This is a genomic window from Tessaracoccus rhinocerotis, from assembly GCF_007197885.1.
Taxonomy (GTDB): Bacteria; Actinomycetota; Actinomycetes; order Propionibacteriales; family Propionibacteriaceae; genus Arachnia; species Arachnia rhinocerotis.
Window position 1 is genome coordinate 333952 of sequence record NZ_VKKG01000005.1, and the last position, 22350, is coordinate 356301.

The window sequence follows — 22350 nt, forward strand, 5'->3', positions numbered from 1 at the left end:
ATCTGTCGGTGCGGCTGGATAGGGTGTGCACCGTACCTGGAAAGGGGGACTGGGATGGGCGTCCGCATCCATCGCGCCGGCCGGTGGCGGGAACTGGTGACGGCACTGGCCGACGAACTGGCCACCGCCGCACCGGGTCCCTTCGATCAGGTCGAGGTGATCGTCAGTTCACACGGTGCCGGCAGGATGCTCAGCCAAGCGCTTGCGGCCCGCCTACCGGGCGGTATCTGCGCCGGAATCTCGTTCCCCACGCTGCCGCAGTGGTTGCGCACCACGGCCGGCAGGCATGGACTGCTCGAGGACCTCGAGGCCTGGCAGAGCGTGCGCGCCGTCGTGGTCGCGGCTCGGGTCCTCGCCGAGTTGGCAGACGAGCACCCGGTACTCGCCGCCCACCTGAACGCCAACGGCTCGCCCGCGAGGCGTCAACTCCTCGCCCAGCGCAGCATGCGCCTGTTCCGCCGCTACGTGGACCATGCCCCGCAGATGGTCTCGCGTTGGCTCGAGGACCTGGACGTCGACGCCGCCGGCGTGGAACTGCCTGCGCACCTGGCCTGGCAGCCGGCGCTGCTGCGCGGGGTGGCGGAGCAACTTGAGGTTGATCCGGTGGACGTCTGGGCCGGACTGGCCAATGCCGTCGCCGGCACACCAACCCCGCCCCCACAGGTTTTCTGCCTGCCCGAGGTACCGGAGGCGCAGCGTGAGGTCCTGGCCGCCCTCGCCGCCTCAGAGGGCCTGCAGGTGTGGCAGGTCGAGGGCAGTGGCTTCGAGGACTGGACGCTGGCCCTGGACGCGGCCACCCCGGCCCCAGGCCGCCCGGCCGCTCCCCCGGTCAGCCTCCACGGCTCCCACGGCCCGTCCCGCCAGGTGGAGGTGCTGCGGGACGAACTGACACGCCGGTTCGACGCGGACCCCACCCTCGAGCCGCGTGACGTGCTGGTGGTGTGCGAGGATCCGGCCGTCTGGCGCCCCCACCTGCTGGCGGCCTTCACCCCCGTCCCGGACGACCCGACGGCCCATCCGGGCCGGGGCCTGCGGCTCCAGACGGGATCGGTGGCGGATGCGAACCTCGTGGTCGAGGTCGTGAGCCGTTGCCTTCGGATCTCGGAGTCCCGGGCCACGGCGTCGGACGTCGTGGAGCTGATGCTGCTGTCGCCGGTGGCACACCGCTGGCGCCTCGGTCCCAGCAGACGTGACGACCTCGTCGCGCTGGTCGCCGACGCCGGCATCCGCTGGGGCCTCGACCAGCACCACCGGTCCCAGATCGGGGTTCCCGGAATCAGCCAGAACACGTGGGTGCGCGGTGTGGACAGGTTGCTGGCCGGCATCGCGCTGGCTCCGGGTTCGGCCGCCCCGCTGGCCGTGACCGGCGTGTCCGCAGTGTCCACGTCGGACCTGGACCTCGTGGGCACCGTCGGTGAGTTGCTCTCCCGCCTGCGCCGCTTCAACCTGGCGGCCGCCACCGCTGCCCCGGCCTCGGAGTGGGTGGGCCGGGTCCGACAACTGCTCGCCGACGTGGTCGGCTGCAGCTTCGACGACGAGTGGATGCTGCTCCAGACCAACTCCGCCCTCTCGGACCTCGCCGAACAGCTGCGCGAGCAGCCCGAACCACTCGAGCGCAGCGAGTTCACCCGTCTCCTGGAGTCGGTGACCAGGGAGTTCGCGCCGCGCCCGACAGTGGGCAACGGCTCGCTGCAGGTCGTCGGGCTCGGGGACCTGGCCCACGTCGACTTCCGGCTGGTGTGCCTCCTCGGCATCGGCGACAGGCAAGGCAGCGGCGACGTCGACGCGGTACCGCTCGGTGACGTGCCAGACTCCCGCAAGCTCCGGCTCGCCCGTCTCCTCTCCCACGCCCGGGCGGCGGACGAGGTGCTGGTCGTCGGCCAGACGCGGGATCCCCTCACCGACCAGGAGGTGGCGGGTGCCACCACAATCTCGTGGTTCCTGCGCGAACTGGGGGCAACCCCCGAACGCGTGCAGCACCCACTGCTGGCCCATGGCGAGTCGAACTTCACCGCCGGGCGCAGCTTCGACCAGCAGGCCCTCTCGGCCGCAGTGGCATTGCGCACAGCCGCGCACGGCTCCGTCGCACCCCACGTCCTGCGACGCCGCGCTGCCCTGGCGTTGCCGCACGACGACGTCGCCCACGAAATCTCGCTCCGGGAACTCAGCACCTTCCTGAAGGACCCAGCGAAGGACTTCCTGCGCTCGGCAGCCGGGGTCAGGCTGTTCAGCGCGCCCGAACTGGAGGACGAGCTTCCCCTGGTCCTGAACGGCCTGGACGAGTGGGCCATCCGGGACCGTCTGCTCGCCGCCTTCAAGCAGGGCCTGAACCCGGAACAGGCCGAGGCCCTTGAGGTGGAGCGGGAACTTCTGCCCCCGGGCCAGATCGGGCGACGCGTGCTTGCGGAACAACTGGAGGTCGCCAAGGACCTGTGGCGCCGCGCCTGGCCGGAGTGGTCGGCCCCGGCCGCGGACCACCGCGTCGAACTGGAACTCGGCAACGTCGTCCTGGCCGACACCGTCCGCACCCGCGGCGGCCGGATCGTCGAGGTGAGTCCCGGATCCGGCACCAAGACGCAGCTCGAGCCCTGGCTGCAGTTGCTCGCCCTGGCAGCCTGTGGCATCGAGGCGGACGGTGTCGTGCATCGCACGAGGAAGCATTACGGCACCCTGCAGCGCGAGACCGCGCAGCTCGGCGCGCAGAGCAAGGAGGTGGCCACTCAGGCTCTCGGACACATCATCCGGGCCTGGTCCCAGTCACGGTCACGTCTGGTTCCCCTGCCGCTGGAGCCGGCCATGCTGTTCGCCGCGGAACTGGCGTCGGGCCAGTACGAGGAGAAGGCCTGGGAGGTGACTGCGCCATCCTGGGAGGCGAGATGGAGCCGGATCCCCCGGCACTGGCGGCTGTTCTACTCCGAGGTCCCGTCCGAGCTCTTCGTGGACGAGGCCACCACGCGGGACCCGCGCCCCCCTGAGCAATTGGGCCGCAACTCGGCGTTCGCGGCCTGGGCCGCAGCCATCTACCTGCCGATGTTCCAGGGAGGCGAATGATGTTCGACGTGACGGGGCCACTTCCCACCAGTCCCCTGCTGCTCGAGGCCAGCGCCGGCACCGGCAAGACCTGGACCATCGCCGCGCTGGCCACCCGGTTCCTGGCGGAGACCGAGATGGGCATCGACAAGGTCCTGCTGATCACGTTCACGGAGCGCTCCACGCGGGACCTCCGCAGCCGGGTCTTCGAACGGCTACAGGACACCGAGGAGGCCCTCACCAGATTCCTCGCCTGCGGCGAGGTGCCCACCGACGCCGTCTCCGCGCTGCTGTGCACGAGCGATGCAGAGCTGCACCGGGACCGGTTGCGGGAGGCGCTCGCCACCTTCGACCGTGCCACGATCTCCACCATCCACGCGTTCTGCGAGGGCATGCTCAAGGAACTCGGCGTCCTCGGGGACTGGGACTCCGACGACGCCGTGCTGTCCGACCCCCGCGCCGTGGTCGAGCAGTGCGCAACCGACGTCTACCTGAACATGTTCGCGACCGCGCCGGAGGTGGTGCTGGAACCGCGCCGGGCCCTGCTGGTCGCCCGTGAGGCGTGCGAGTCCACGCTCCCGCTCGCGCCCCAGGGTTCGGTCGAGGCCACGTACTGCGAAGCGGTTAGGGAGCGGTTCGCACAGCGCAAGCGGGAACTGGGCGTCGTCTCATTCGACGACATGCCCGTTCGCCTGGCCCAGGTGCTCGCTTCACCGGAGGTCGGCCCGGCGGCCGTGGAAGCACTCCGGAAGCGGTTCACGCTCGTCATGGTGGACGAGTTCCAGGACACCGACCCGGTGCAGTGGGAGATCCTCCGGTCCACCTTCATGAACCGTGGCCGCGCCACGGTGCTGATCGGTGACCCGAAGCAATCCATCTACGGCTTCCGCAACGCGGACCTGCTGAGCTACCTGGACGCACGCCAAGCGGCCCGCCGGGAGAGCCTGGGCGTGAACTACCGCTCCGACAGGCCTGTGGTCGACGGCGTCGCGGAACTCTTCGGCACCGTCCGCCTCGGCCACGAGGACATCCGCGTCGAGGAGGTGGACGCAAGTCACCAGTCCCGTCTGGACATGCGGGGGGCCCGGGCCAAGATCCTTCTCCGGTGCGCGGAGGAGGACGAACTCGGCGTGGCGGCCGACACCGCCGTGGCCCGCGACGTCGTCGAGATGACGAGGCAACTGCTCGCCCACGCCCGGATCGAGGACCGCGCGCTGGCACCATCCGACATCGCCGTCCTGGTGCGCAGCCGCGCCGAGGGCGCCTCGCTGCTGCGCCGTCTGGAGGCAGCCGGGATCCCAGCCGTGGCAGCAGGCCAGGAGAACGTCCTCACCTCCCCAGCCGCCGCCGAGTGGGCCCACGTCCTGGAGGCGATGGCATCACCCAACCGCTCCAGCATCGTGCTGGCGGCCTGCACCGACCTGCTCGGGTTCCGGCTCGCCGATCTCGTGGACGACGGCAGCCGGGCCAGCGAGGAGGCCTTCGTCGTCGTCCGACAGCTCGCGAACGCCTACCTGGAGCGCGGGTTCGCCGCGGTGCCGGCAACGCTCGAGGCCCGGACCCGGCTGCGCAGCCGGATCCTGGCGCAGCCCGACGGCGAACGCCAGCTGGCCGACCTGCTGCACGTCGCCGAACTGCTCGGCGGTGCGCCGCCCACAAACCTGCAGGACCTCCTGGACTGGTTCACCAGGCAGCGGGACGAGCGCTCGCGGGACGTGGACTCCGTGGACCACCGGATGGCCTCCGACGTCGGCGCAGTGCGGGTCCTCACCCTGCACTCGGCCAAGGGGCTGGAGTTCGGCGTGGTCCTGCTCCCCGAGGTCAGCGACCTCGTGCTGCGCAAGAACCAGCCCTTTCCAGTGGTCACCGAGGGTGGACGCCGCCTCTACGTCGGGCCACCGCCCCGCCGCGAGGACGAGACCTGGGCGGCCTACCAGCGACAGTGCCGCGACGAGGAGCTCAGGCTCCTGTACGTGGGCCTCACCAGGGCCCGGCATCTCGCCATCGCCTGGCACGTCACGGGCCGCAGGAGCGCGCTCGGCGCCCTGACCGCGCTCCTCGCGAGGGACCGGGACTCGGATGAGCTGGCAGCCACCTACCCGAAGGTCCCGCGCACACCGAGGCTGGCCGCGGACCTGATCAACGTGACCAGGTTCTTCGACGGCGAGGAACCGTCGCGCACCGCCCCGCCCGTGAGCGACGCCCCGCTGCGGGCCGCGACCATGGCACGCAGCGTTGACCCCAGCTGGCGACGGACCTCCTACTCAGGCCTGACCGCCGGCCTGCACGAGGCGGCCCATGCGGCAGTCTTGGATGAGCCCGAAGCCGACCTCGAGGTGCAGCCACCGCCGGGTGGGGAACTCGTGCTGGCCTCGCCGATGGCCGGGCTCCCCGGAGGCGCCGCGTTCGGGACCCTCGTCCATGCCGTGTTCGAGGAGGTTGACTGGGCACCGGGTGCTCTGGAGGCCAGTGCCGCGCGTGTGGTGGAGCTGTTGGCACCGCGCCACGGACTCTCCCCCGAGCACGCCGAAAGGCTCACCCACGCCGTGGTGGAGGTGTGCAACACGCCCCTGGGCCCACTCGCCGAAGGTTCGGCCCTCACCGACTTCCCACTGGCTCAACGACTCGCCGAGCTGGACTTCGACCTGCCCATGGCGGACCGGGGCGCCCCGGCCACGGTGGCCGCGCTCGCCGAGTTGATGGCACGCTTCCTGCCCGCCGGCGACCCCCTGATCGCCTATCCGCAGCACCTGGCCGACTCGCCCGCCGCGACGCAGGTGCTCAACGGCATGCTCACCGGTTCCATCGACGTGGTGCTGCGCACCACCGACGGCCGCTTCATCGTTGTGGACTACAAGACCAACCGGCTCCCCGTGGGCCCCGATGAGGAGCTGGCCGTGGGCCACTACCGGCCCCGCGCCATGGCCGAGGCCATGATCCAGTCCCACTACCCCCTGCAGGCGCTGCTCTACAGCGTCGCGTTGCACCGCTACCTCTCGTGGCGGCTGCCCGGCTACCGCCCGGAGGAGCACCTCGGCGGGGCGGGCTACCTGTTCGTGCGTGGCATGGCGGGCGCACTTACGCCGGTCGTCGACGGGCACACCTGCGGTGTGTTCACGTGGAACCCGCCGGTCGAGCTCGTGCTCGCGGCATCCGAACTGATCGGAGGAGTGCGATGAGGACCCACGAGGTACCGGTCGCGGCCAGTGGGGTGCTGCTCCAGTTCTGCGAGGCGGGGATGCTGCAGCCGGTGGACTTCCACCTCGCCCGCCGGATGGCCCAGCTCAGCCAGGAGAGCGACGAGCGGGTCGAGCTCGCGATGGCGCTGGCCACCCGCGAGCTCCGGCTCGGGTCCGTCTGCCTCGACGTCGCGGCGGCGCACACGCTGCGCCCCGACGTCGAGGAGGACCAGGTTGCCGAGCCGGGTGGCGCCCCGGAACCCGACCTCGAGTGGCCGCCGGTGCAGGAGTGGCTGGCCGCGCTCAAGGCCTCACCGGCCGTCTCCGGTCCCGCTGGCCCCGATCGGCCCTTCCGGCTGGTGGGGGACCTGCTGTACCTGGAACGCTTCTGGGCGGAGGAGCGCGCCGTTGAGACCGTGCTGCTGCGACGCAGCGCCCTACCGGCGGCACCCGTCCCGGGCGACGCGCTCGCGGCGGCACTGGCCACGAGCCCTGCGCTGGAGCCGGCCGACCCCCAATACCTCGCCGTCGAGGCCGCGCTGACGAACCCCACGACGGTGATCACCGGTGGGCCCGGTACCGGCAAGACCACCACCGTCGCCCGGATCCTGCGCGGCCTGCAGGACCACGAGCACCCGCCCCTGGTGGCGCTCACTGCCCCGACCGGCAAGGCGGCCACACGGCTGGAGACCTCCGTCCGCGAGCAACTGGGCGAGGCCGACGGGCTCCGGTTGCGCAGCTCGACGCTCCACAAGCTGTTGGAGATCGTCCCCGGGCGCGAACGGCGCACCTACGGGCCCGACAACCCGCTCCCCCACGACGTGGTCATCGTGGACGAGACCTCCATGGTGTCCCTGACGATGATGTCCTGGCTCCTCGAGGCCGTGGCCGACTCCACCCGGCTGGTTCTGATCGGTGACCCGGACCAGCTCGAGTCCGTCGAGGTCGGTGCCGTCCTGGCCGACATCGCGAACTCCGAGGCGCTGGTCTCCTCCCCCACCGGCAGCGCGGTCGTGTCACTCACCAGGAACTGGCGCAGCAATCAGGAGATCAACGCGTTGGCGAGCACGATCCGCACCGGGGACGCCGACCTCGCGCTGCAGCTCCTGGCTGACGGAACCACCTGCACGCTGACCCCGTACACGGGGACCGAGCCCCTCTCCCAGTTCCCGACGCTGACCACGGACCTGCTCGGGTGCGCCAACGCGGTGCGAGCCGCTGCGGAGGCCGGCGACGGGGAACTCGCCAACCGAGAGCTGGAACGACACCGCATCCTGTGCGCACACCGCGAGGGCGCCTTCGGAGTCGGCCGGTGGGGGGCCAACGCGCGGGCGTGGCTGTCCGAGCGCCTGCCCGACTACGGACTCACCGCGGGTCCGTGGGTGGGCCAGCCGCTCCTGATCACCCGCAGCAGCGACACGGTGGCCAACGGCGACACTGCCGTCGTCGTGCGGCGCGGTGGGCGGCTGGTGGCCTGCATCGACCGGGCTCGCGGTCCCCTGTGGCGCGACCCCGCCGTCCTCGACGACGCCGTGGACCTGCACGCCATGACGATCCACAAGTCCCAGGGCAGCCAGTTCGGCACGGTGAGCGTCATCCTGCCGCCCGTGGGCTCCCCCCTCCTGACGAGGCAACTCCTCTACACGGCGGTGACGCGTGCGAAGGAGGGAGTGCGACTCTACGGAACTCCCGAGTCGCTGGTGGAGGCGATCAGGACGCCTGCCCGGCGCGCCAGCGGGCTGGGACGCTGAGCACCCGCCTCGCCGGCACCAGGATCAGCGGACGGCGGCGATCGCCCTCGCCACGTGGTCCACGTTGTTGCTGTTGAGCGCTGCGACGCACATGCGGCCCTTGTCGGTGCCGTAGACGGCGTGCTCGTTGCGCAGTGCCACCATCTGGTCCTTCGTGAGCCCGGAGTAGCTGAACATCCCCAACTGCTCGCGGATGAAGCCCATGTCGTCGACCCCGTGTTCCTGCAGGCCCTGGACCAGACGGCTGCGCAGGGACTTGATCCGTTCGCGCATGCCTCCCAGTTCGGCCTCCCAGTTCGCGCGCAGTTCGGCGTCGCCGAGGATGATGTCGACGAGGGCGGCGCCCTGGGTCGCGGGGTTGGAGTAGTTGGTGCGGATGCAGATCTTCACCTGCGAGAGCACCTTCCTGGCGGTGTCCGCATCCGGCGAGACGACGTGCAGGGCACCGATGCGCTCGCCGTAGAGGCTGAAGGACTTGGAGAAGGAGGTGGTCACGAAGAACTCCAGACCGGCGTCGACGAACTTGCCGATCACCGCTCCGTCCTCCTCGATCCCGAAGCCGAAGCCCTGGTAGGCCATGTCAACGAGGGCAACCAGGCCGCGCTCGGAGATGGTCCGGATCACCTGGTCCCACTGCTCGGGCGCGAGGTCGTAGCCGGTGGGGTTGTGGCAGCAGGCGTGCAGCACCACGATCGTCCCGGCCGCGGCGGCCTCCAGGTCCTCCAGCATCCCGTCGAAGTCGATGCCGCGTGCCTCTGGGGCGTAGTAGCGGTACTCCTCGACGGTGAACCCCGCCCGCGTGAACAGGGCACGGTGGTTCTCCCAGCTCGGGGAGGAGATCAGGACCTTGGCGTCCGCGTCGATGGTGCGCAGGAAGTCCGCAGCCACTTTCAGCGCGCCCGTGCCACCGAGCGTCTGGACCGTGGTGATCCGGCCGGAGGCGACGGCCTCCGACTCGGCGCCGAAGACGAGTGCACGGGTGGCCTGGTTGTAGGAGGGCAGTCCGTCGATCCCGAGGTACCCGTGTGGCCTGGCTTGGCCCGCCAGCCGCTCCTCGGCGATCCGCACGGCGTCCATGAGCGGCAGCTTTCCATCCTCCCCCAGGTACACCCCGACCCCGAGGTTCACCTTGTTCGTCCGGTCGTCGGCCTTGAAGGCCTCGGTGAGCCCGAGGATCGGATCCGCCGGGGCGAGCTCTACGCGGTCAAGGATGGGCATTGGCAGCACCTTTCGTCATTTGCGCACCAAAGCCTACCGCTGGCCGACAGTTGCGGATTCCAAGTGTTCAGGCCGCCGCCTGCACTATCTTTTCCTCAACCGAGGAGGAGTGCATGAAGATCGCCTTCGGCGACTCACCGCAATCCACGTTGGGCGTGGAGTGGGAACTCGCGATCGTGGACCTGACGACGCTGGAGCAGGTCCCGGCGGCACACCACGTCCTCGACGGCGTGGAGGATCCGGTGGACGGCCCGATCCGCGGCGAGTACCTGCGCAGCATGGTGGAGCTGGTCACCGGCGTACACACCACCGTCGCCGGGGTCGTCGCGGAACTCGCCTCGCTGTTGGACCAGGTGATCTCGGCGCTCGAGCCGCACGGCTGCACGGTGCTGGCAATGGGCGCGCACCCCTTCGGCAACGCCCGCGTACAGGAACCGGTCCGCAAGGCGCAGTACCGGCGGGTGCGCGAGCGCAACGGGTGGTGGGGTGAGCTGATGGCGGTCAACGGGCTGCACATCCACACCGGTATCGCGCAGCGGGACAAGGCCCTGCCCATCACCTTCGGACTCGCCCGCTTCATCCCCTACTTCATCTCGCTGTCCGCTTCCTCGCCGTTGTGGGAGGGGGTCGACACCCACTTCGCGTCACAGCGCACGATGCTGTTCCAACAGCTCCCGACCAACGGGTTGCCCTACCACATGGAGTCCTGGGCGGAGTACGAGAAGTACGCCACCGAGCTCGAGGGCGTCGGGCTGATCCAGTCCCCGTCGGAGATCAGGTGGGACGTGCGCCCCTCGACGTTCGGGACCGTCGAGAACAGGTCGATGGACAGCGTCCCGACCCTCATGGAGATCGGCGCGCTGGCCGCGCTCAGCCAGTCGCTGGTGGAGCGCATGTCCCGGGCACTGGATGCCGGCGGCACCATCGACCGGCTGCCGTTCTGGTTCATGCGGGAGAACAAGTGGCGTTCGGCCCGCTACGGTCTCGGTGCAGAGGTGATCACGCCTCGCCCGGAGGAACACACGATCATGCTCCGCGAGGGCCTGCGGCGTTGGTTGGACGAGTTGGCGCCCACGGCGGACCAGTTGGGTTGTGCGGCACACCTGGCCGACTGCGGTCGACTGCTCGCCTCCGGACCCAGCTACGTCCGGCAACGACGAGTGCTGGCGGCCACCGACGACGTCCACGCAGTCGTGCGCTCCGTGATCGCCGAGACGATGCAGGGCCGGCCCAGGTTCGAGGGGCACGAATGAGGCCCTTCCTGCTGCTGAGCACCCGCGCCGAGGACGAGGCGGCCATCGGCGAGCACGGGGCGGTTGCCCGGTTCGCAGGCCTCTCCCCCGACGAGCTGCGCCACGTCCGGGTGGAGGCTGCCGCCATGCCCGCCCTGGACCTGTCCGACTACTCGGGGGTGATCCTGGGCGGAGGCCCCTTCAACTCCAGCGACCCGGACAAATCCGAACTGCAACTACGGGTCGAAGCCGACCTGCGTCGAGTGTTGACGGAGGTGCTGGCCGACGACCTGCCCTTCCTTGGGCTCTGCTACGGCGTCGGCACTGTCACCACCCAGCTCGGCGGCGTCGTCGACCGCGAGTTCGGGGAGCCGGTCAGCGCTGTCGACATCCGGCTCACCGACGCCGGGCGCCGGGACCACTTGCTGGCAGAACTCGCGGCGCTGCCTGGCGGATTCACGGCGTTCGTCGGGCACAAGGAGGCGGTCTCGCGGCTCCCGGACGGGGCCGTGCTGCTCGCCACGGGGACAGAGTGTCCAGTGCAGATGTTCCGGGTGGGCGCCAACTGCTACGTCACCCAGTTCCACCCGGAGCTCGACGGCCCCGGGATCGGGCTACGGATCCAGGTCTACAAGCACAACGGCTACTTCCGGCCCGAGGAGACACAGTCCCTCCTCGCCACCACGTCGGCGGCAACGATAACGCCGCAGGTGCACAGCATCCTGCGGCGTTTCGCGCAGCGTTACGCGCGCTGAGCGCGGACCTCAGTCCAGGTAGTCGCGCAACACCTGCGAGCGCGACGGGTGGCGCAGCTTCGACATCGTCTTGGACTCGATCTGGCGGATCCGCTCACGGGTGACCCCGTAGACCTTGCCGATCTCATCCAGCGTCTTGGGCTGGCCGTCGGTGAGGCCGAAGCGCATCGAGACGACGCCGGCCTCCCGCTCGCTGAGCGTGTCGAGCACGTCGTTGAGCTGCTCCTGGAGGAGAGTGAAGTTGACGGCGTCGGCGGGCACGACCGCCTCGGAATCCTCGATGAGGTCGCCGAACTCTGAGTCCCCGTCCTCGCCCAGCGGCGTGTGCAGGGAGATGGGCTCGCGCCCGTACTTCTGGACCTCGACGACCTTCTCCGGCGTCATGTCCAGCTCGGCCGCCAGTTCCTCGGGGGTGGGTTCGCGGCCGAGGTCCTGCAGCATCTGGCGCTGGACCCGGGCGAGCTTGTTGATGACCTCCACCATGTGCACCGGGATACGGATGGTGCGCGCCTGGTCCGCCATGGCGCGGGTGATGGCCTGCTTGATCCACCAGGTCGCGTACGTGGAGAACTTGAAGCCCTTGGTGTAGTCGAACTTCTCCACGGCGCGGATGAGGCCGAGGTTGCCCTCCTGGATCAGGTCCAGGAACAACATGCCGCGGCCGGTGTAGCGCTTGGCGAGCGAGACCACCAGGCGGAGGTTCGCCTCGAGAAGGTGGTTCTTCGCCTTGCGACCGTCGCGGGCGATCCAGTCGTAGTCGTCGAGTTCCTCGGCGCTGACGGGGTGCTCCTCGTCGCCGAGCCGCTCCTCGGCGAACAGGCCGGCCTCGATCCGCTTGGCCAGTTCGACCTCCTCGACGGCGTTGAGGAGTGCGACCTTGCCGATCTGCTTCAGGTAGTCCTTGACCGGGTCCGCAGTGGCACCGGCGGAGACCACCTGCTGCTCCGGTTCGTCCGCGTCGTCGGAGTCCTTGAGCGCGAATCCCTCGTCCTCGACGAGCTCCTTCTCCAAGGGGGCCTCCTTGGCCTCCTCGAACTTGGAGTCGTCGACGTCGTCGAGCGAGCGCTTCTTGCCGCCCACGGTGAGGACGACGTCGTCCCCCTCGCGCTTGACCTCGACCTCGATCTCGCCAGAGGTGGCCTGCTCGATGGTGGGCTCGGCCAGCTTCGACGCCGCAGCCTTGCGGCCACCGGCCCTTCGCGTTGCTGGAGCCTTGGCTGGTGCGGCCTTGGCGGGCTCGGCGTCGGAGCTCTTGGCTCGGGAACGGGTCGCAGGCTTGGCAGTCGTGTTCTTCTCAGCGCTCGCCCCCGTGGTTCGGGTACGGGACGCCTTCGCGGGGGCCTGATCTTGACTCGATCCAGCAGTCACAGCGATCCTCTCGGAAGGTCCTACAAATTTTGGGCACGCAACGACCCGTGTCAGTCAAGGGACGTCGCCCTCCATGATTCCACGCGAATGGGCAGGACTCAAACCAGATCCGGGGTTGAACCCTCAGGGTTGTCCCCCACACGAGGCCGTCCGAGTAGTACCTGAGTCTGATTCTGGCGGGATTCGGGGGTTTCGATGGAACCTTCTGCGACCCCAGGGCGTTGAAGCATTTGTAGACGCGAGAAAGGGACATCCATGATCTCAACCGCTCGAAACCGGAGCACTGACGGCATCGATGGCAAGGATGCTGTTGGACTCTACCTTGACTCGATCGCCAAGACCGCACTGCTCTCGGCCGCCGACGAAGTGGAGTTGGCACGCACCATCGAGGCAGGCCTGTACGCCAGCAAGGTCCTCGCCGGCGAGGTGAAGACCTCCGTCAAGGCCACGAAGCCCGAACTCCAGGAACTGGTGGCCCAGGGCGAACGTGCCATGCAGCATTTCATCAAGGCCAACCTCAGACTGGTGGTGTCCGTGGCGCGAAAGTACGGACGTGCGCAGATGCCGCTGCTGGACCTGGTGCAGGAGGGCAACACGGGCCTGATCCGCGCAGTCGAGAAGTTCGACTACGCCAAGGGCTTCAAGTTCTCCACCTACGCGACGTGGTGGGTTCGCCAGGCGATCTCCCGCGGCATCGCGCAGCAGGGACGGATCGTGCGCCTGCCCGTGCACGTCGCCGAGCAGGTCAACCAGGTGGCAGCCGTGCGTCGCAACCTGGAGCGCGAGCTCGGGCGCGAGCCGGAGGTGGCCGAGATCGCCGCGGAGCTGGACCTCACCGAGGCCCGCATCGTCGACCTCATCCGCTACTCGCGCGAGCACGTCTCCCTCGACGCCCCGGTGGAGGCTGACGGCGACACCGCACTCGGCGACCTGATCGCACGTGAGACCGCGCCCGGTCCGGACGAGATGGTGCTGGACGCGGAGGACCGTGCCCGTCTCGACGGCATGCTCTCCGGCCTGGACGAGCGCTCCGCGGACGTGGTCCGCCGCCGCTACGGCCTCGTCGACGGTCGGCAGGCAAAGCTCGCCGACATCGGCCAGCACTGGGGGATCACCGCAGAGCGGGTTCGCCAGATCGAACGAATGGCGCTGGCGAAGATGCGCGAGACCACCGACGCGGCCCAGTCGACCGCGGCCTGAGCCCCGTAAAGTCTCCCCAGGAGGGCCTCATCCCAGCCGGATGAGGCCCTCCTGTGCGCATGAGGCCACCAGCAGGCCGTCCTGGTAGAGGCTGCCCCGGCAGAATCCCCTCGCCCCGGCCGTGGACGGAGAGACCATGTCGTAGAGCAGCCAGCGATCCGCACGGAACGGCCTGTGGAACCACATGGCGTGGTCGATGGAGGCCGCCTGCAGGTTCGGGGACATGAAAGCCATCTCGTGCTGCACGGTCGAGACGCTCAGCAGGGTGATGTCCGAGAGGTAGGCAGCCACGGCCGCGTGCAGGCGCGGGTCGTCCGGCAGGGGCGTCTGGGTGCGCACCCACGCCCGCATGACGCCGCCCTGCTCGCTGGGCCTGGGCTCGCTGGCGAGCCGCACGTCCAGGGCGTCCCATTCGTTGAGGTGGTCCAGTCGGCTCCCGAACTGCTCCTCCTGAACCTCCCGCAACGGCCTGCACTCCTCCGGCGGGAGGACGTCGGTGGGTGGGTGCGCCGAGTGGTTCAGCCCCTCCTCGGGCTCCTGGAAGCTGCAGTTCAGCTGGAAGATCTCCCGGTCCCCCTGGCGCGTGGCCACCCGCCTGGCACTGAACGTGCGCCCGTTGCGCAGGTCGTCAACCTCGAAGCGGAGGGCGTGTTCAGGGGTTCCCGGTCGCAGGAAGTACGCGTGCAGGGAGTGGATCAGCCTGTCCTCCGGCACGGTCTGGAGCGCGGCCCAGAGGCTCTGGGCCAACACCTGGCCCCCGAAGAGGCGCTGGAAGTAGGTGTCGGGTTGGGGACCGCGGAACTTCAGATCCGCGACCTGCACGATCTCGAAGAGGGCTACCAGGTCATCGACGGTATGTGGCACCCGGCCATCATGCCACCGCTGATCTGGCTCGGGCGATCGCCTGTCGGATTCGCTTCGGCGAGATCGGTACCGCGGTTCGCACACCCTGCGCGAAGAGGCTGATCCGGAACTCCTCGATGAGGAAGGCGATCTCCTCCACGTCGGCGGGCAGCCGACCCGGTGGCTGCTCGTCGCACAGCTCGGCGTAGAGGATCTCCATGTCCTCCACCTCCGCCCTGGATCGCGCGTCGCGGCTCGGGTTCTTGGACAGTGCGTCGAGCCGGACCGAGATGGCCTGCAGGTATGCGGGCAGCCGTTCGAACCACGGGTCCGGGGTCGCCGAGATGAACTTGTTGAACGTGAGGTTGGCCAGCTGTTCGCCGATGTCCCTACGGACGGGGTCGTCGGGGGCCATCGCCGCCAGGCGGCGTTCCACCTCGGCCGAGATCGCCAGGGTGCGGGCTGCGACCCGCACGACCTCCTGGGTCCTGGGCGCGCAGTCGGCCCGGACCAGGTCCGCCACGCGGCGGTATGCCTGCTCGTCCCGGATGTCGAATGGGTCGGCGTGTTGCCGCAGGAGTTGTCCCCCCGCCTTCAGCCATGCGTCGGCCAGCAGGTCCGGCACGGAGGGATACTGGCTGGCGCCGAGGGCGAGTTTGTCGGTGTTGGACATGTGCGCCACGACGGAGCGCACGGGAGAGGGGTTGGTGCACACCAGCAGCCGCCGCAGCCCGAGCTCGTGCTGGCGCAGGGCCCGAGCGGGGGTCTCCGCGACGGCAACCCCGACGGTGCTGCCCTCGTCGACCAGGCCGGGGTGGCCGACGACTCCGGGGCCGAGTTCCACGGTGGTGGGAATGGTCCCGAACGTCCACGCGGTCTGCCCGCTGGCGGTGATGCGGCTGGCCGACCGGTTGAGCTTCTGGCGCACCTTCGGCGCGAGCTCGGTGCGCAGTTCGTCCAGGTCGCTGCCGCGCGCAACCTCCCGCTTGCCGTCGTGGATGACGAAGGTGGGTCGCAGGTGGCTGTCGATGGCGTCGGCGTTCCAGTCCGAGGGAGCCACCAGTTCGCCCGTGAGCGCCTTGAGGGCACGCGCGAGCGCGTCAGTGAAGGCCTCGTCCGTGCCGGCACCGTCATCCCGGAGCCAGGCCAGGGCTCGGGACGCCCAGTCAGGGGCGGGGACGAACCGGGTACGGATCCGCTTGGGCAGGCTGCGCAGCAGGGCGGTGGCCAATTCGGTACGGAGCCCGGGCACCTGCCAACCGAACGGGGTGCCGTCGAGCTGGTGCAGGAGCTCCAGCGGCACGTCGATGGTGACGCCGTCGTGGCCCGCGCCGGGATCGAAGACGTAGCTGATCGGCAGGGTGTGCTCCCCCACATGCCAGCGATCGGGGAAGTCGGCGACGCTGAGGGCGCCCGGCTGCGTCACGCAATCGGCCGGGGTCAACCTGACGAAGGAGTCGTCGTCCAGTGAGCGCAGCCACTTGTCGAACGACGCGCCCGATACCACGTCGGCCGGGATCCGGGCGTCGTAGAACTCGTAGAGGGCGTCGTCGGAGATGAGTAGGTCGGGCCTGCGCATCCTGTCGGTCAGCCGTTCGGCCTCGGACAGGGCGAACCGGTTCGCTACGACGACGTCCTGCCGGGTCTCCCACTCCCCCTCGACAAGTGCCGTGCGGATGAAGATCTCCCTGGCCAGTTTCGGTTCGAGGGCTCCGTAGTTGACTCGGCGGCCACTGATCAGCGGCACCCCGAACAGGCTCACAGTCTCGCTCGCCACCACCGTCCCGGTGCGCTGTTGCCAGTGCGGTTCGGAGAGGGTTCGCGTCACGACGTGAGCCCCTACAGCTTCCACCCAGTCCGCCTTGATGGGCGCGACGGTGCGTGCCCACAACCGCGAGGTCTCCACCAGCTCGTAGGCAACAACCAGCGGTGGGGTGCTCCTGGCACACGAGGATCCGGGCTGGATCGCGAACCTCGCCCCACGCGCGCCCTGGTACTCGGTGAGCGGCTTGCGCTTGCGCTCCTGGGGCTTTGCACGCTCGGTCTGCGCCAGCCCGACGTTGGACAACAGGCCGGACAGGAGGCTGGTGAGCACCTCGGACATGTCTGCGGTGCCCCGCTTCAGCTCGAGTTCCTTGGACACCTCCCGCAGTTGGGACACCAGGTCCTCCCACTCCCGGAACCGCACGAAGTGCAGGTACTCCTGCCGGCACAGCCTGCGGAAGGCGCTGCCGGAGAGCTCGCGGCGCCGCGCCCGTAGGTACTGCCAAACGTTCAGCAGGACCTCGAAGTCGCCTCCCTCGAGGGACGTCTTCGAGCCGGCCTCCTTGCGGGTGCCGGTGTGGGCGGTGTGTCGGAGGGGTTCCCCGTCCGGCTTCGGCTCCGTCGCCTCGGAGCCGGGCACCCCCTCCCAGAACCGGCGGTGCAGCGTGTCGGCCGCCTGCTGGTGGTCGCTGGGCCGCTCCCGGACGTCGGGGACGGTCAGGGCGGCGACGAGGACTTGGACCTGGTCGAGGCAGCCGCGTCTGGAGCCCTCGAGGAGCATCCTGCCCAGTCTGGGGTCCACGGGCATGCGCGCCAGCATCCGGCCAGTGCGCGTGAGCCTGATGTGCTCGTGGCGCTTGCGGGCGCTGATGGCGCCGAGTTCCGACAGCACCCTGACGCCGTCGTTGATCTGCGAGGCCACGGGGGCCTCCACGAACGGGAAGCCCTCGACGTCCCCGAGCCCGGCCTGGGCCATCAGCAGGATGACGGTGGCGAGGTTGGTGCGCAGGATCTCCGGCTCCGTGAACTCGGGTCGCGACTCGAAGTCCTCCTCGCTGTAGAGCCGGATGGCGATGCCGGGGCCGAGGCGGCCACAGCGGCCGGCGCGCTGGTTCGCGCTTGCCTGCGACACGGGCTCGATCGGCAGTCGTTGCACCTTGGTGCGGGCCGAGTACCGGGAGATTCGGGCGAGTCCGACGTCGACGACGTAGCGGATTCCCGGGACGGTGATCGAGGTCTCGGCGACGTTGGTGGCGAGCACCACCCGCCTGCGCGAGTGGGACTGGAACACGCGCTGCTGCTCGGCGGCGGAGAGGCGGGCGAACAGCGGCAGGATGTCCCAGTCGAGGCCGAGGCCCGCGATCGCCTCGGCGGCGTCGCGGATCTCACGCTCGCCGGAGAGGAAGACCAGGACGTCACCGGTCCCGGACTCGGTTGCGATCTCCGCCACCGCGTCGGCGATGGCGTCGACCTGGTCCCTGTCCTCCTCGACCGGCCTGTAGCGGACCTCCACGGGATAGGTGCGTCCGGAGACCTCGACCACCGGGGCGTCGCCGAAGTGCTCGGAGAACCGGGCGGTGTCGATGGTGGCGGACGTGACGATGACCCTGAGGTCGGGTCGGCGCAGGAGCAGCTGCTTGAGGTAGCCCAGCAGGAAGTCGATGTTGAGACTGCGCTCGTGCGCCTCGTCGATGATGATCGTGTCGTAGCGCTTCAGGTCCCGGTCGTGGGTGAGCTCGCTGAGCAGCACGCCGTCGGTCATCACCTTGATGCGGGTCTCGCGCGACACCTTCCGGGTGAAGCGCACCTGGTAGCCGACGAAGTCACCGATCTCGACGTCGCACTCCTCCGCGATCCGCTGCGCCACGGTCCGGGCCGCGATGCGCCGAGGCTGGGTGTGGGCGATGCGTTCGCGTCCCGCGAGCAGACAGATCTTCGGGAGCTGCGTGGTCTTGCCGGAACCGGTCTCGCCTGCCACCACCACCACTTGGTGCTCGCGGATCAGGGACGCGATGTGGGGCGCCTCGGCCGAGATCGGTAGGGCGGGGTCGAACTCGAGCCGTGGTGCGCTGGGGCCAGTCAACGGGTTCAGTCGATGATCAGCAGCGGGCACGAGGCGTGCGCCATCAGGCCGCGTAGCAGTCCGCCGAGGCCGAACCCGGGGATGCCGCTGTCGCTGGTGCCGAGCACGAGCATGTCGTAGCGTGCGGAGCGGGAGACGAGTTCGTTGATGGGGCTGTCGGCCACGACGACCACCTCGTAGGCCACCTCGGGGTACTTCTCGGCCATGGACTTCGCCACCGCCTCGATGCCGCCGCGCGTGAACTCGAGCTGCTCCTCGAGTTCGTCGGGCGACATCTTGGGCCCGAAGATCCCGATGGGGGGCTGGAGGGCGTGGACGATCTCCAGGCGGGCGTTCTGGCGCTTGGCGTACTTGAACGCCTCCTCGAGCGTCTCGTGCTTGCCGGGACTGGTGTTGAGGCCGACGCCCACCAGGCCGAGGCCACCGACGGGCTTCGGGGTGGACGCGGCGGAGATGACGACCACCGGGCACGCGGCATTGGCCACGACGCTGACACTCGTGGATCCGACGAACATGCGCTCAAGGCCGGAGACCGAGCGGCGCCCGACGACGATGAGGTCGGCGACCTCGCTCAGGCGGCCAAGGACGCCACCGGGGGAACCGAGCACCACCTCGGTGCGCAGGCGGTCCTCCGGGACCCCCATCTCCAAGGCGACCTCCTTGGCCTGTTCGTTGGCGGTCGCCCCGGCGTTCTGGAGGACCTCCGGGTCGTAGACAACGCCCCAGGCCCCGGCGAGCATCGCGTCGTCGACGGCGTGCACGAGGAGGAGTTCGGTGCCGAAGGCGAGGCTGGTGCCTGCCCCGAAGCGGACCGCGCGAAGGCCGTCCTCACTACCATCGACGCCGACGACGATGAGGGGTAGCTTCTTCTCTTCCATCATGCTCCTCCTGGTTGCCCGGCCTGCTGGTCCGGATCAGACAAGTCTATCCGGGGAACGTGGTCCGCCCGCTCAATCTGGTGGCAAGTTCGTCATCGATCCCGTCCGCCACGGCAGAAATCGCCTCGAGGGCGTGCTGCAGGTGCTCCGGCACGAACGGCTGGGTGAAGACTGACAGCTGCACGAACACCCGGTCGCGGTGCAGCGCGAACCGGCAGTAGCGCGCCTCCACGTTCAGGTCGTTGAGGATTTCGCACGCCCGTGAGCGTCCGGCGACGTCGTGCACGAGTGCGGCGAACAGGACCAGCTCCCGGTAGTCCGGCGTCGAACGCAGGAAGATCATGGTCGAGCCGACGCGGATCGCGACGTCCCCGTCGCTGTTGCGCATGGGCGGGTGGCCGAACTCGCGTGTGAGTTCGACGTCGACCATCGCATCCAACTCCTCCTGGCTGCCCGGCTTCACCACGCCGCGGGTGTCCGGTTCGGAGACCTCCTCCCCCTCGGGGATGCCGCTGAGGAGTTCTGCCAGCTGGTCCGGCTCGAGGAATACGGGGTGGAGTACGCGCAGGACCTGGGACAGCGTCGCGGTGGTGATCTCGGCGAGCCGCCTCGAGTCCTCCTGGTCGACGAGGACGCGTTCGGTGCCGTCCGGTTGTGCCACCCAGCCCAGCCCGGCGAGGCGCACGTCGTCCGGACCCAGCAGCGTGGCCTCGATGACGCCGTCGCGGACGGCGGAGAACCGGATCGCCGGTGGCACGTCGAACGTGGCGCCGCTCCTGGAGACGGAGATGGTGAGGTCGGCGGTCTCGTCCATCACCGACAGGACGTCGTCGAGCCTGTCGGTGAATGCCTCCCAGGCCATCGCCGTGGTCCTGTCGAGGTCGAAGTCCTCGATATCAGCCATTCGGCCTCCCTTCGCAACTTCAACCTAGCAAAGGATGACGATGCGGGCTCATCGAGCCCCGGGCTCGTGTCAGTCGGTGAACCTACGCGCGGCGCCCTTGTCCGCCGACTGGGCGAGGGCACCGTAGATGCGCAGCGCCGTGGAGACCTCGCGCTGGCGGTTCCTGGGCTTCCAGCCTCGCTGTTCGGCCGCCGCGCGTCGACCCTCGAGCGTGGCGTCGTCGACATTGAGGGTGATGGAACGGTTCGGGATGGAGATGGTGATCTCGTCCCCGTCCTCCACCAGGCCGATGGCTCCGCCCGAGGCGGCCTCCGGGGAGACGTGCCCGATGGAGAGTCCGGAGGACCCGCCGGAGAACCGGCCGTCGGTGATGAGCGCGCACTTCTGGCCGAGGCCGAGTGCCTTCAGGTAGGAAGTCGGGTAGAGCATCTCCTGCATCCCGGGGCCGCCCTTGGGGCCCTCGTAGCGCACGATCACGATGTCGCCCTCGACGACCCTCTTGCCGAGGATCATCTCGACGGCGTCGTCCTGGGACTCCGCGACCCTCGCGCGGCCGGTGAACTCCCACTGATGCTCCGGGACGCCGGCAGTCTTCACCACGGCGCCGTCGGGGGCGAGGTTGCCGTACAGGACCGCAAGGCCGCCGTCGACGGTGTAGGGATGGTCGACGGAGCGGATGCAGCCGGCCTCGGAGTCAGTGTCGAGGCTCGCCCAGCGGTTGCTCGACGAGAAGGCCTCCGTCGTCCGGACTCCTCCGGGGGCGGCGTGGAACAGTTCGACGGCGTACCCCGAGGCCTTGCCGCCACGGATGTCCCACTCGTCCAGCCACGCCTGCAGCGACGGTGCGTGCACGCTGTGGACGTCGGCGCTGAGCTTGCCGCCCCGGTGCAGTTCACCGAGGATGGCGGGAATGCCCCCCGCGCGGTGGACGTCCTCCATGTAGTAGCGGTCTGAGTTGGGCGCCACCTTGGCCAGGCAAGGGGTGACCCGGCTGATGGCGTCGATGTCACGTTGGTCGAAGTCGATCCCCGCCTCCTGCGCGGCGGCGAGGAGGTGCAGCACCGTGTTGGTGGATCCCCCCATGGCGACGTCGAGCCGCATGGCATTGGAGAAGGAGTCCTTGGTGGCGATCGACTTGGGGAGCACTGAGTGGTCGTCCTCGTCGTAGTAGCGCCTGGCCAGCTCGACCACGAGCTTGCCTGCGCGGATGAACAGGTCCTTCCGTGCCGAAGCGGTGGCGAGGGTCGATCCGTTCCCGGGAAGGGCCAGACCGATGGCCTCGAGGAGGCAGTTCATGGAGTTTGCCGTGAACATCCCCGAGCACGAGCCGCAGGTGGGACAGGCGTTGTCCTCGATCCGCTGCAGTTCGTCGTCGGAGACATTGGGGTCGACGGCGGCCACCATCGCATCGACCAGGTCGAGGGAGGTCTCCACCTCGCCGTCCCGGATGACGGCCTTGCCGGCCTCCATCGGGCCGCCGGAGACGAACACGGTCGGCACGTTCAGCCTGAGGGCCGCGAGGAACATGCCGGGGGTGATCTTGTCGCAGTTGGAGATACACACGAGCGCATCGGCACAGTGGGCGTTGACCATGTACTCGATGGAGTCAGCGATCAGCTCTCGGCTCGGTAGTGAGTAGAGCATGCCGCCGTGACCCATGGCGATGCCGTCGTCGACTGCGATCGTGTTGAACTCGCGTCCGACCCCGCCTGCCTCGGCCACCGCCTCACTGACGAGCTTCCCCATGTCGCGGAGATGCACATGCCCCGGTACGAACTGCGTGAACGAGTTCGCAACGGCCACGATCGGCTTGCCGAAGTCGGACTCCCCCATCCCGGTGGCGCGCCATAGGGCGCGGGCTCCGGCCATGTTGCGGCCGTGGGTGCTGGTGCGGGAACGCAGTTGCGGCATCGATTCACTTTCCTGGGTGGTTCAACCCCGAAGACTACTCCGAACCACATTGAGTCCCACATGGCGGGCGCGAGCGTCCAGCAGGCGGACGACCAGTCTGACGTGAAATGGGGACAAAAAAATCACCCCCCGACACCCAACAAAAGTTGGATGAACGGGGGGTGATTATAAGTCCGGCGGCGTCCTAGTCTCCCACAGCGTCCCCGCTGCAGTACCATCGGCGCTGAGAGGCTT

General features: G+C 69.2%; 13 protein-coding genes. 6 read left to right on the forward strand and 7 right to left on the reverse strand.

The features are described from left to right. Window positions 1–54: 54 nt before the first annotated feature. The 3 genes from FOJ82_RS13320 to recD are packed head-to-tail and all read left to right on the forward strand — an operon-like array spanning window position 55 to window position 7960. Window positions 55–3051: an exodeoxyribonuclease V subunit gamma gene (locus FOJ82_RS13320; protein WP_143938961.1), complete on the forward strand. Its 2997-nt coding sequence runs from the start codon at window positions 55–57 to the stop codon at window positions 3049–3051. Between the two features lie 8 nt (window positions 3052–3059). Beyond that, complete coding sequence (locus FOJ82_RS13325; RefSeq protein ID WP_185975794.1) at window positions 3060–6209, forward strand: UvrD-helicase domain-containing protein; 3150 nt, start codon at window positions 3060–3062, stop codon at window positions 6207–6209. Further along, complete coding sequence (recD, locus tag FOJ82_RS13330) at window positions 6206–7960, forward strand: exodeoxyribonuclease V subunit alpha (protein ID WP_143938963.1); 1755 nt, start codon at window positions 6206–6208, stop codon at window positions 7958–7960. The genes FOJ82_RS13325 and recD overlap by 4 nt, the downstream gene beginning before the upstream one ends. 24 nt (window positions 7961–7984) lie before the next feature. Here the strand turns inward: recD and FOJ82_RS13335 are convergent, their stop codons facing one another. Continuing rightward, window positions 7985–9178 (reverse strand): amino acid aminotransferase, encoded by a 1194-nt coding sequence (locus tag FOJ82_RS13335; RefSeq protein WP_143938964.1) that lies wholly within the window; start codon window positions 9176–9178, stop codon window positions 7985–7987. 113 nt (window positions 9179–9291) lie between these two features. Here FOJ82_RS13335 and FOJ82_RS13340 point away from each other — a divergent pair, with 113 nt between their 5' ends. Together FOJ82_RS13340 and FOJ82_RS13345 are read left to right on the forward strand one after the other, a co-directional pair. Then, entirely contained in the window at window positions 9292–10431 is a 1140-nt protein-coding gene (locus FOJ82_RS13340) for a carboxylate-amine ligase (RefSeq protein ID WP_143938965.1), read from the forward strand. Beyond that, window positions 10428–11165 carry a glutamine amidotransferase gene (locus FOJ82_RS13345; RefSeq protein WP_143938966.1) on the forward strand — a complete coding sequence of 246 codons (738 nt, stop codon included), beginning with the start codon at window positions 10428–10430 and terminating at the stop codon, window positions 11163–11165. The genes FOJ82_RS13340 and FOJ82_RS13345 overlap by 4 nt, the downstream gene beginning before the upstream one ends. Window positions 11166–11174: 9 nt before the next feature. Here FOJ82_RS13345 and FOJ82_RS13350 read toward each other — a convergent pair whose 3' ends face one another. Continuing rightward, a complete protein-coding gene (locus FOJ82_RS13350; RefSeq protein WP_185975796.1) occupies window positions 11175–12539 on the reverse strand; it encodes an RNA polymerase sigma factor in 1365 nt (454 codons plus the stop codon). Between the two features lie 249 nt (window positions 12540–12788). Between FOJ82_RS13350 and FOJ82_RS13355 the strand changes: the two genes are divergently transcribed. Beyond that, complete coding sequence (locus FOJ82_RS13355) at window positions 12789–13733, forward strand: sigma-70 family RNA polymerase sigma factor (protein ID WP_143938968.1); 945 nt, start codon at window positions 12789–12791, stop codon at window positions 13731–13733. A 27-nt stretch (window positions 13734–13760) separates the two neighbouring features. On the opposite strand, the gene FOJ82_RS13360 is transcribed toward FOJ82_RS13355, so the two are convergent. The 5 genes from FOJ82_RS13360 to ilvD form a co-directional block, all read right to left on the reverse strand. After that, complete coding sequence (locus FOJ82_RS13360; RefSeq protein WP_143938969.1) at window positions 13761–14597, reverse strand: acyl-CoA thioesterase; 837 nt, start codon at window positions 14595–14597, stop codon at window positions 13761–13763. Between the two features lie 7 nt (window positions 14598–14604). Beyond that, the gene (gene hrpA, locus FOJ82_RS13365) at window positions 14605–18423 is read right to left on the reverse strand and encodes an ATP-dependent RNA helicase HrpA (RefSeq protein ID WP_143938970.1); all 3819 of its coding nucleotides are present in this window, start codon (window positions 18421–18423) and stop codon (window positions 14605–14607) included. A gap of 5 nt (window positions 18424–18428) precedes the next feature. Continuing rightward, a complete protein-coding gene (locus tag FOJ82_RS13370; RefSeq protein ID WP_185975795.1) occupies window positions 18429–19301 on the reverse strand; it encodes a universal stress protein in 873 nt (290 codons plus the stop codon). Between the two features lie 46 nt (window positions 19302–19347). Further along, entirely contained in the window at window positions 19348–20205 is an 858-nt protein-coding gene (locus tag FOJ82_RS13375) for a T3SS (YopN, CesT) and YbjN peptide-binding chaperone 1 (protein WP_143938972.1), read from the reverse strand. Between the two features lie 69 nt (window positions 20206–20274). Next, window positions 20275–22116, reverse strand: coding sequence for a dihydroxy-acid dehydratase (ilvD, locus tag FOJ82_RS13380; protein WP_143938973.1), 1842 nt, complete (start codon window positions 22114–22116; stop codon window positions 20275–20277). Window positions 22117–22350: the final 234 nt, after the last annotated feature.

Bases quoted from the DNA above. Each gene is read 5' to 3' on its own strand.
- ilvD (WP_143938973.1), bottom strand. From the start codon at position 22,116: ATGCCGCAACTGCGTTCCCGCACCAGCACCCACGGCCGCAACATGGCC.
- FOJ82_RS13320 (WP_143938961.1), top strand. From the start codon at position 55: ATGGGCGTCCGCATCCATCGCGCCGGCCGGTGGCGGGAACTGGTGACG.
- FOJ82_RS13370 (WP_185975795.1), bottom strand. From the start codon at position 19,301: ATGGAAGAGAAGAAGCTACCCCTCATCGTCGTCGGCGTCGATGGTAGT.
- recD (WP_143938963.1), top strand. From the start codon at position 6,206: ATGAGGACCCACGAGGTACCGGTCGCGGCCAGTGGGGTGCTGCTCCAG.
- FOJ82_RS13345 (WP_143938966.1), top strand. From the start codon at position 10,428: ATGAGGCCCTTCCTGCTGCTGAGCACCCGCGCCGAGGACGAGGCGGCC.
- FOJ82_RS13335 (WP_143938964.1), bottom strand. From the start codon at position 9,178: ATGCCCATCCTTGACCGCGTAGAGCTCGCCCCGGCGGATCCGATCCTC.
- FOJ82_RS13340 (WP_143938965.1), top strand. From the start codon at position 9,292: ATGAAGATCGCCTTCGGCGACTCACCGCAATCCACGTTGGGCGTGGAG.
- FOJ82_RS13375 (WP_143938972.1), bottom strand. From the start codon at position 20,205: ATGGCTGATATCGAGGACTTCGACCTCGACAGGACCACGGCGATGGCC.
- FOJ82_RS13355 (WP_143938968.1), top strand. From the start codon at position 12,789: ATGATCTCAACCGCTCGAAACCGGAGCACTGACGGCATCGATGGCAAG.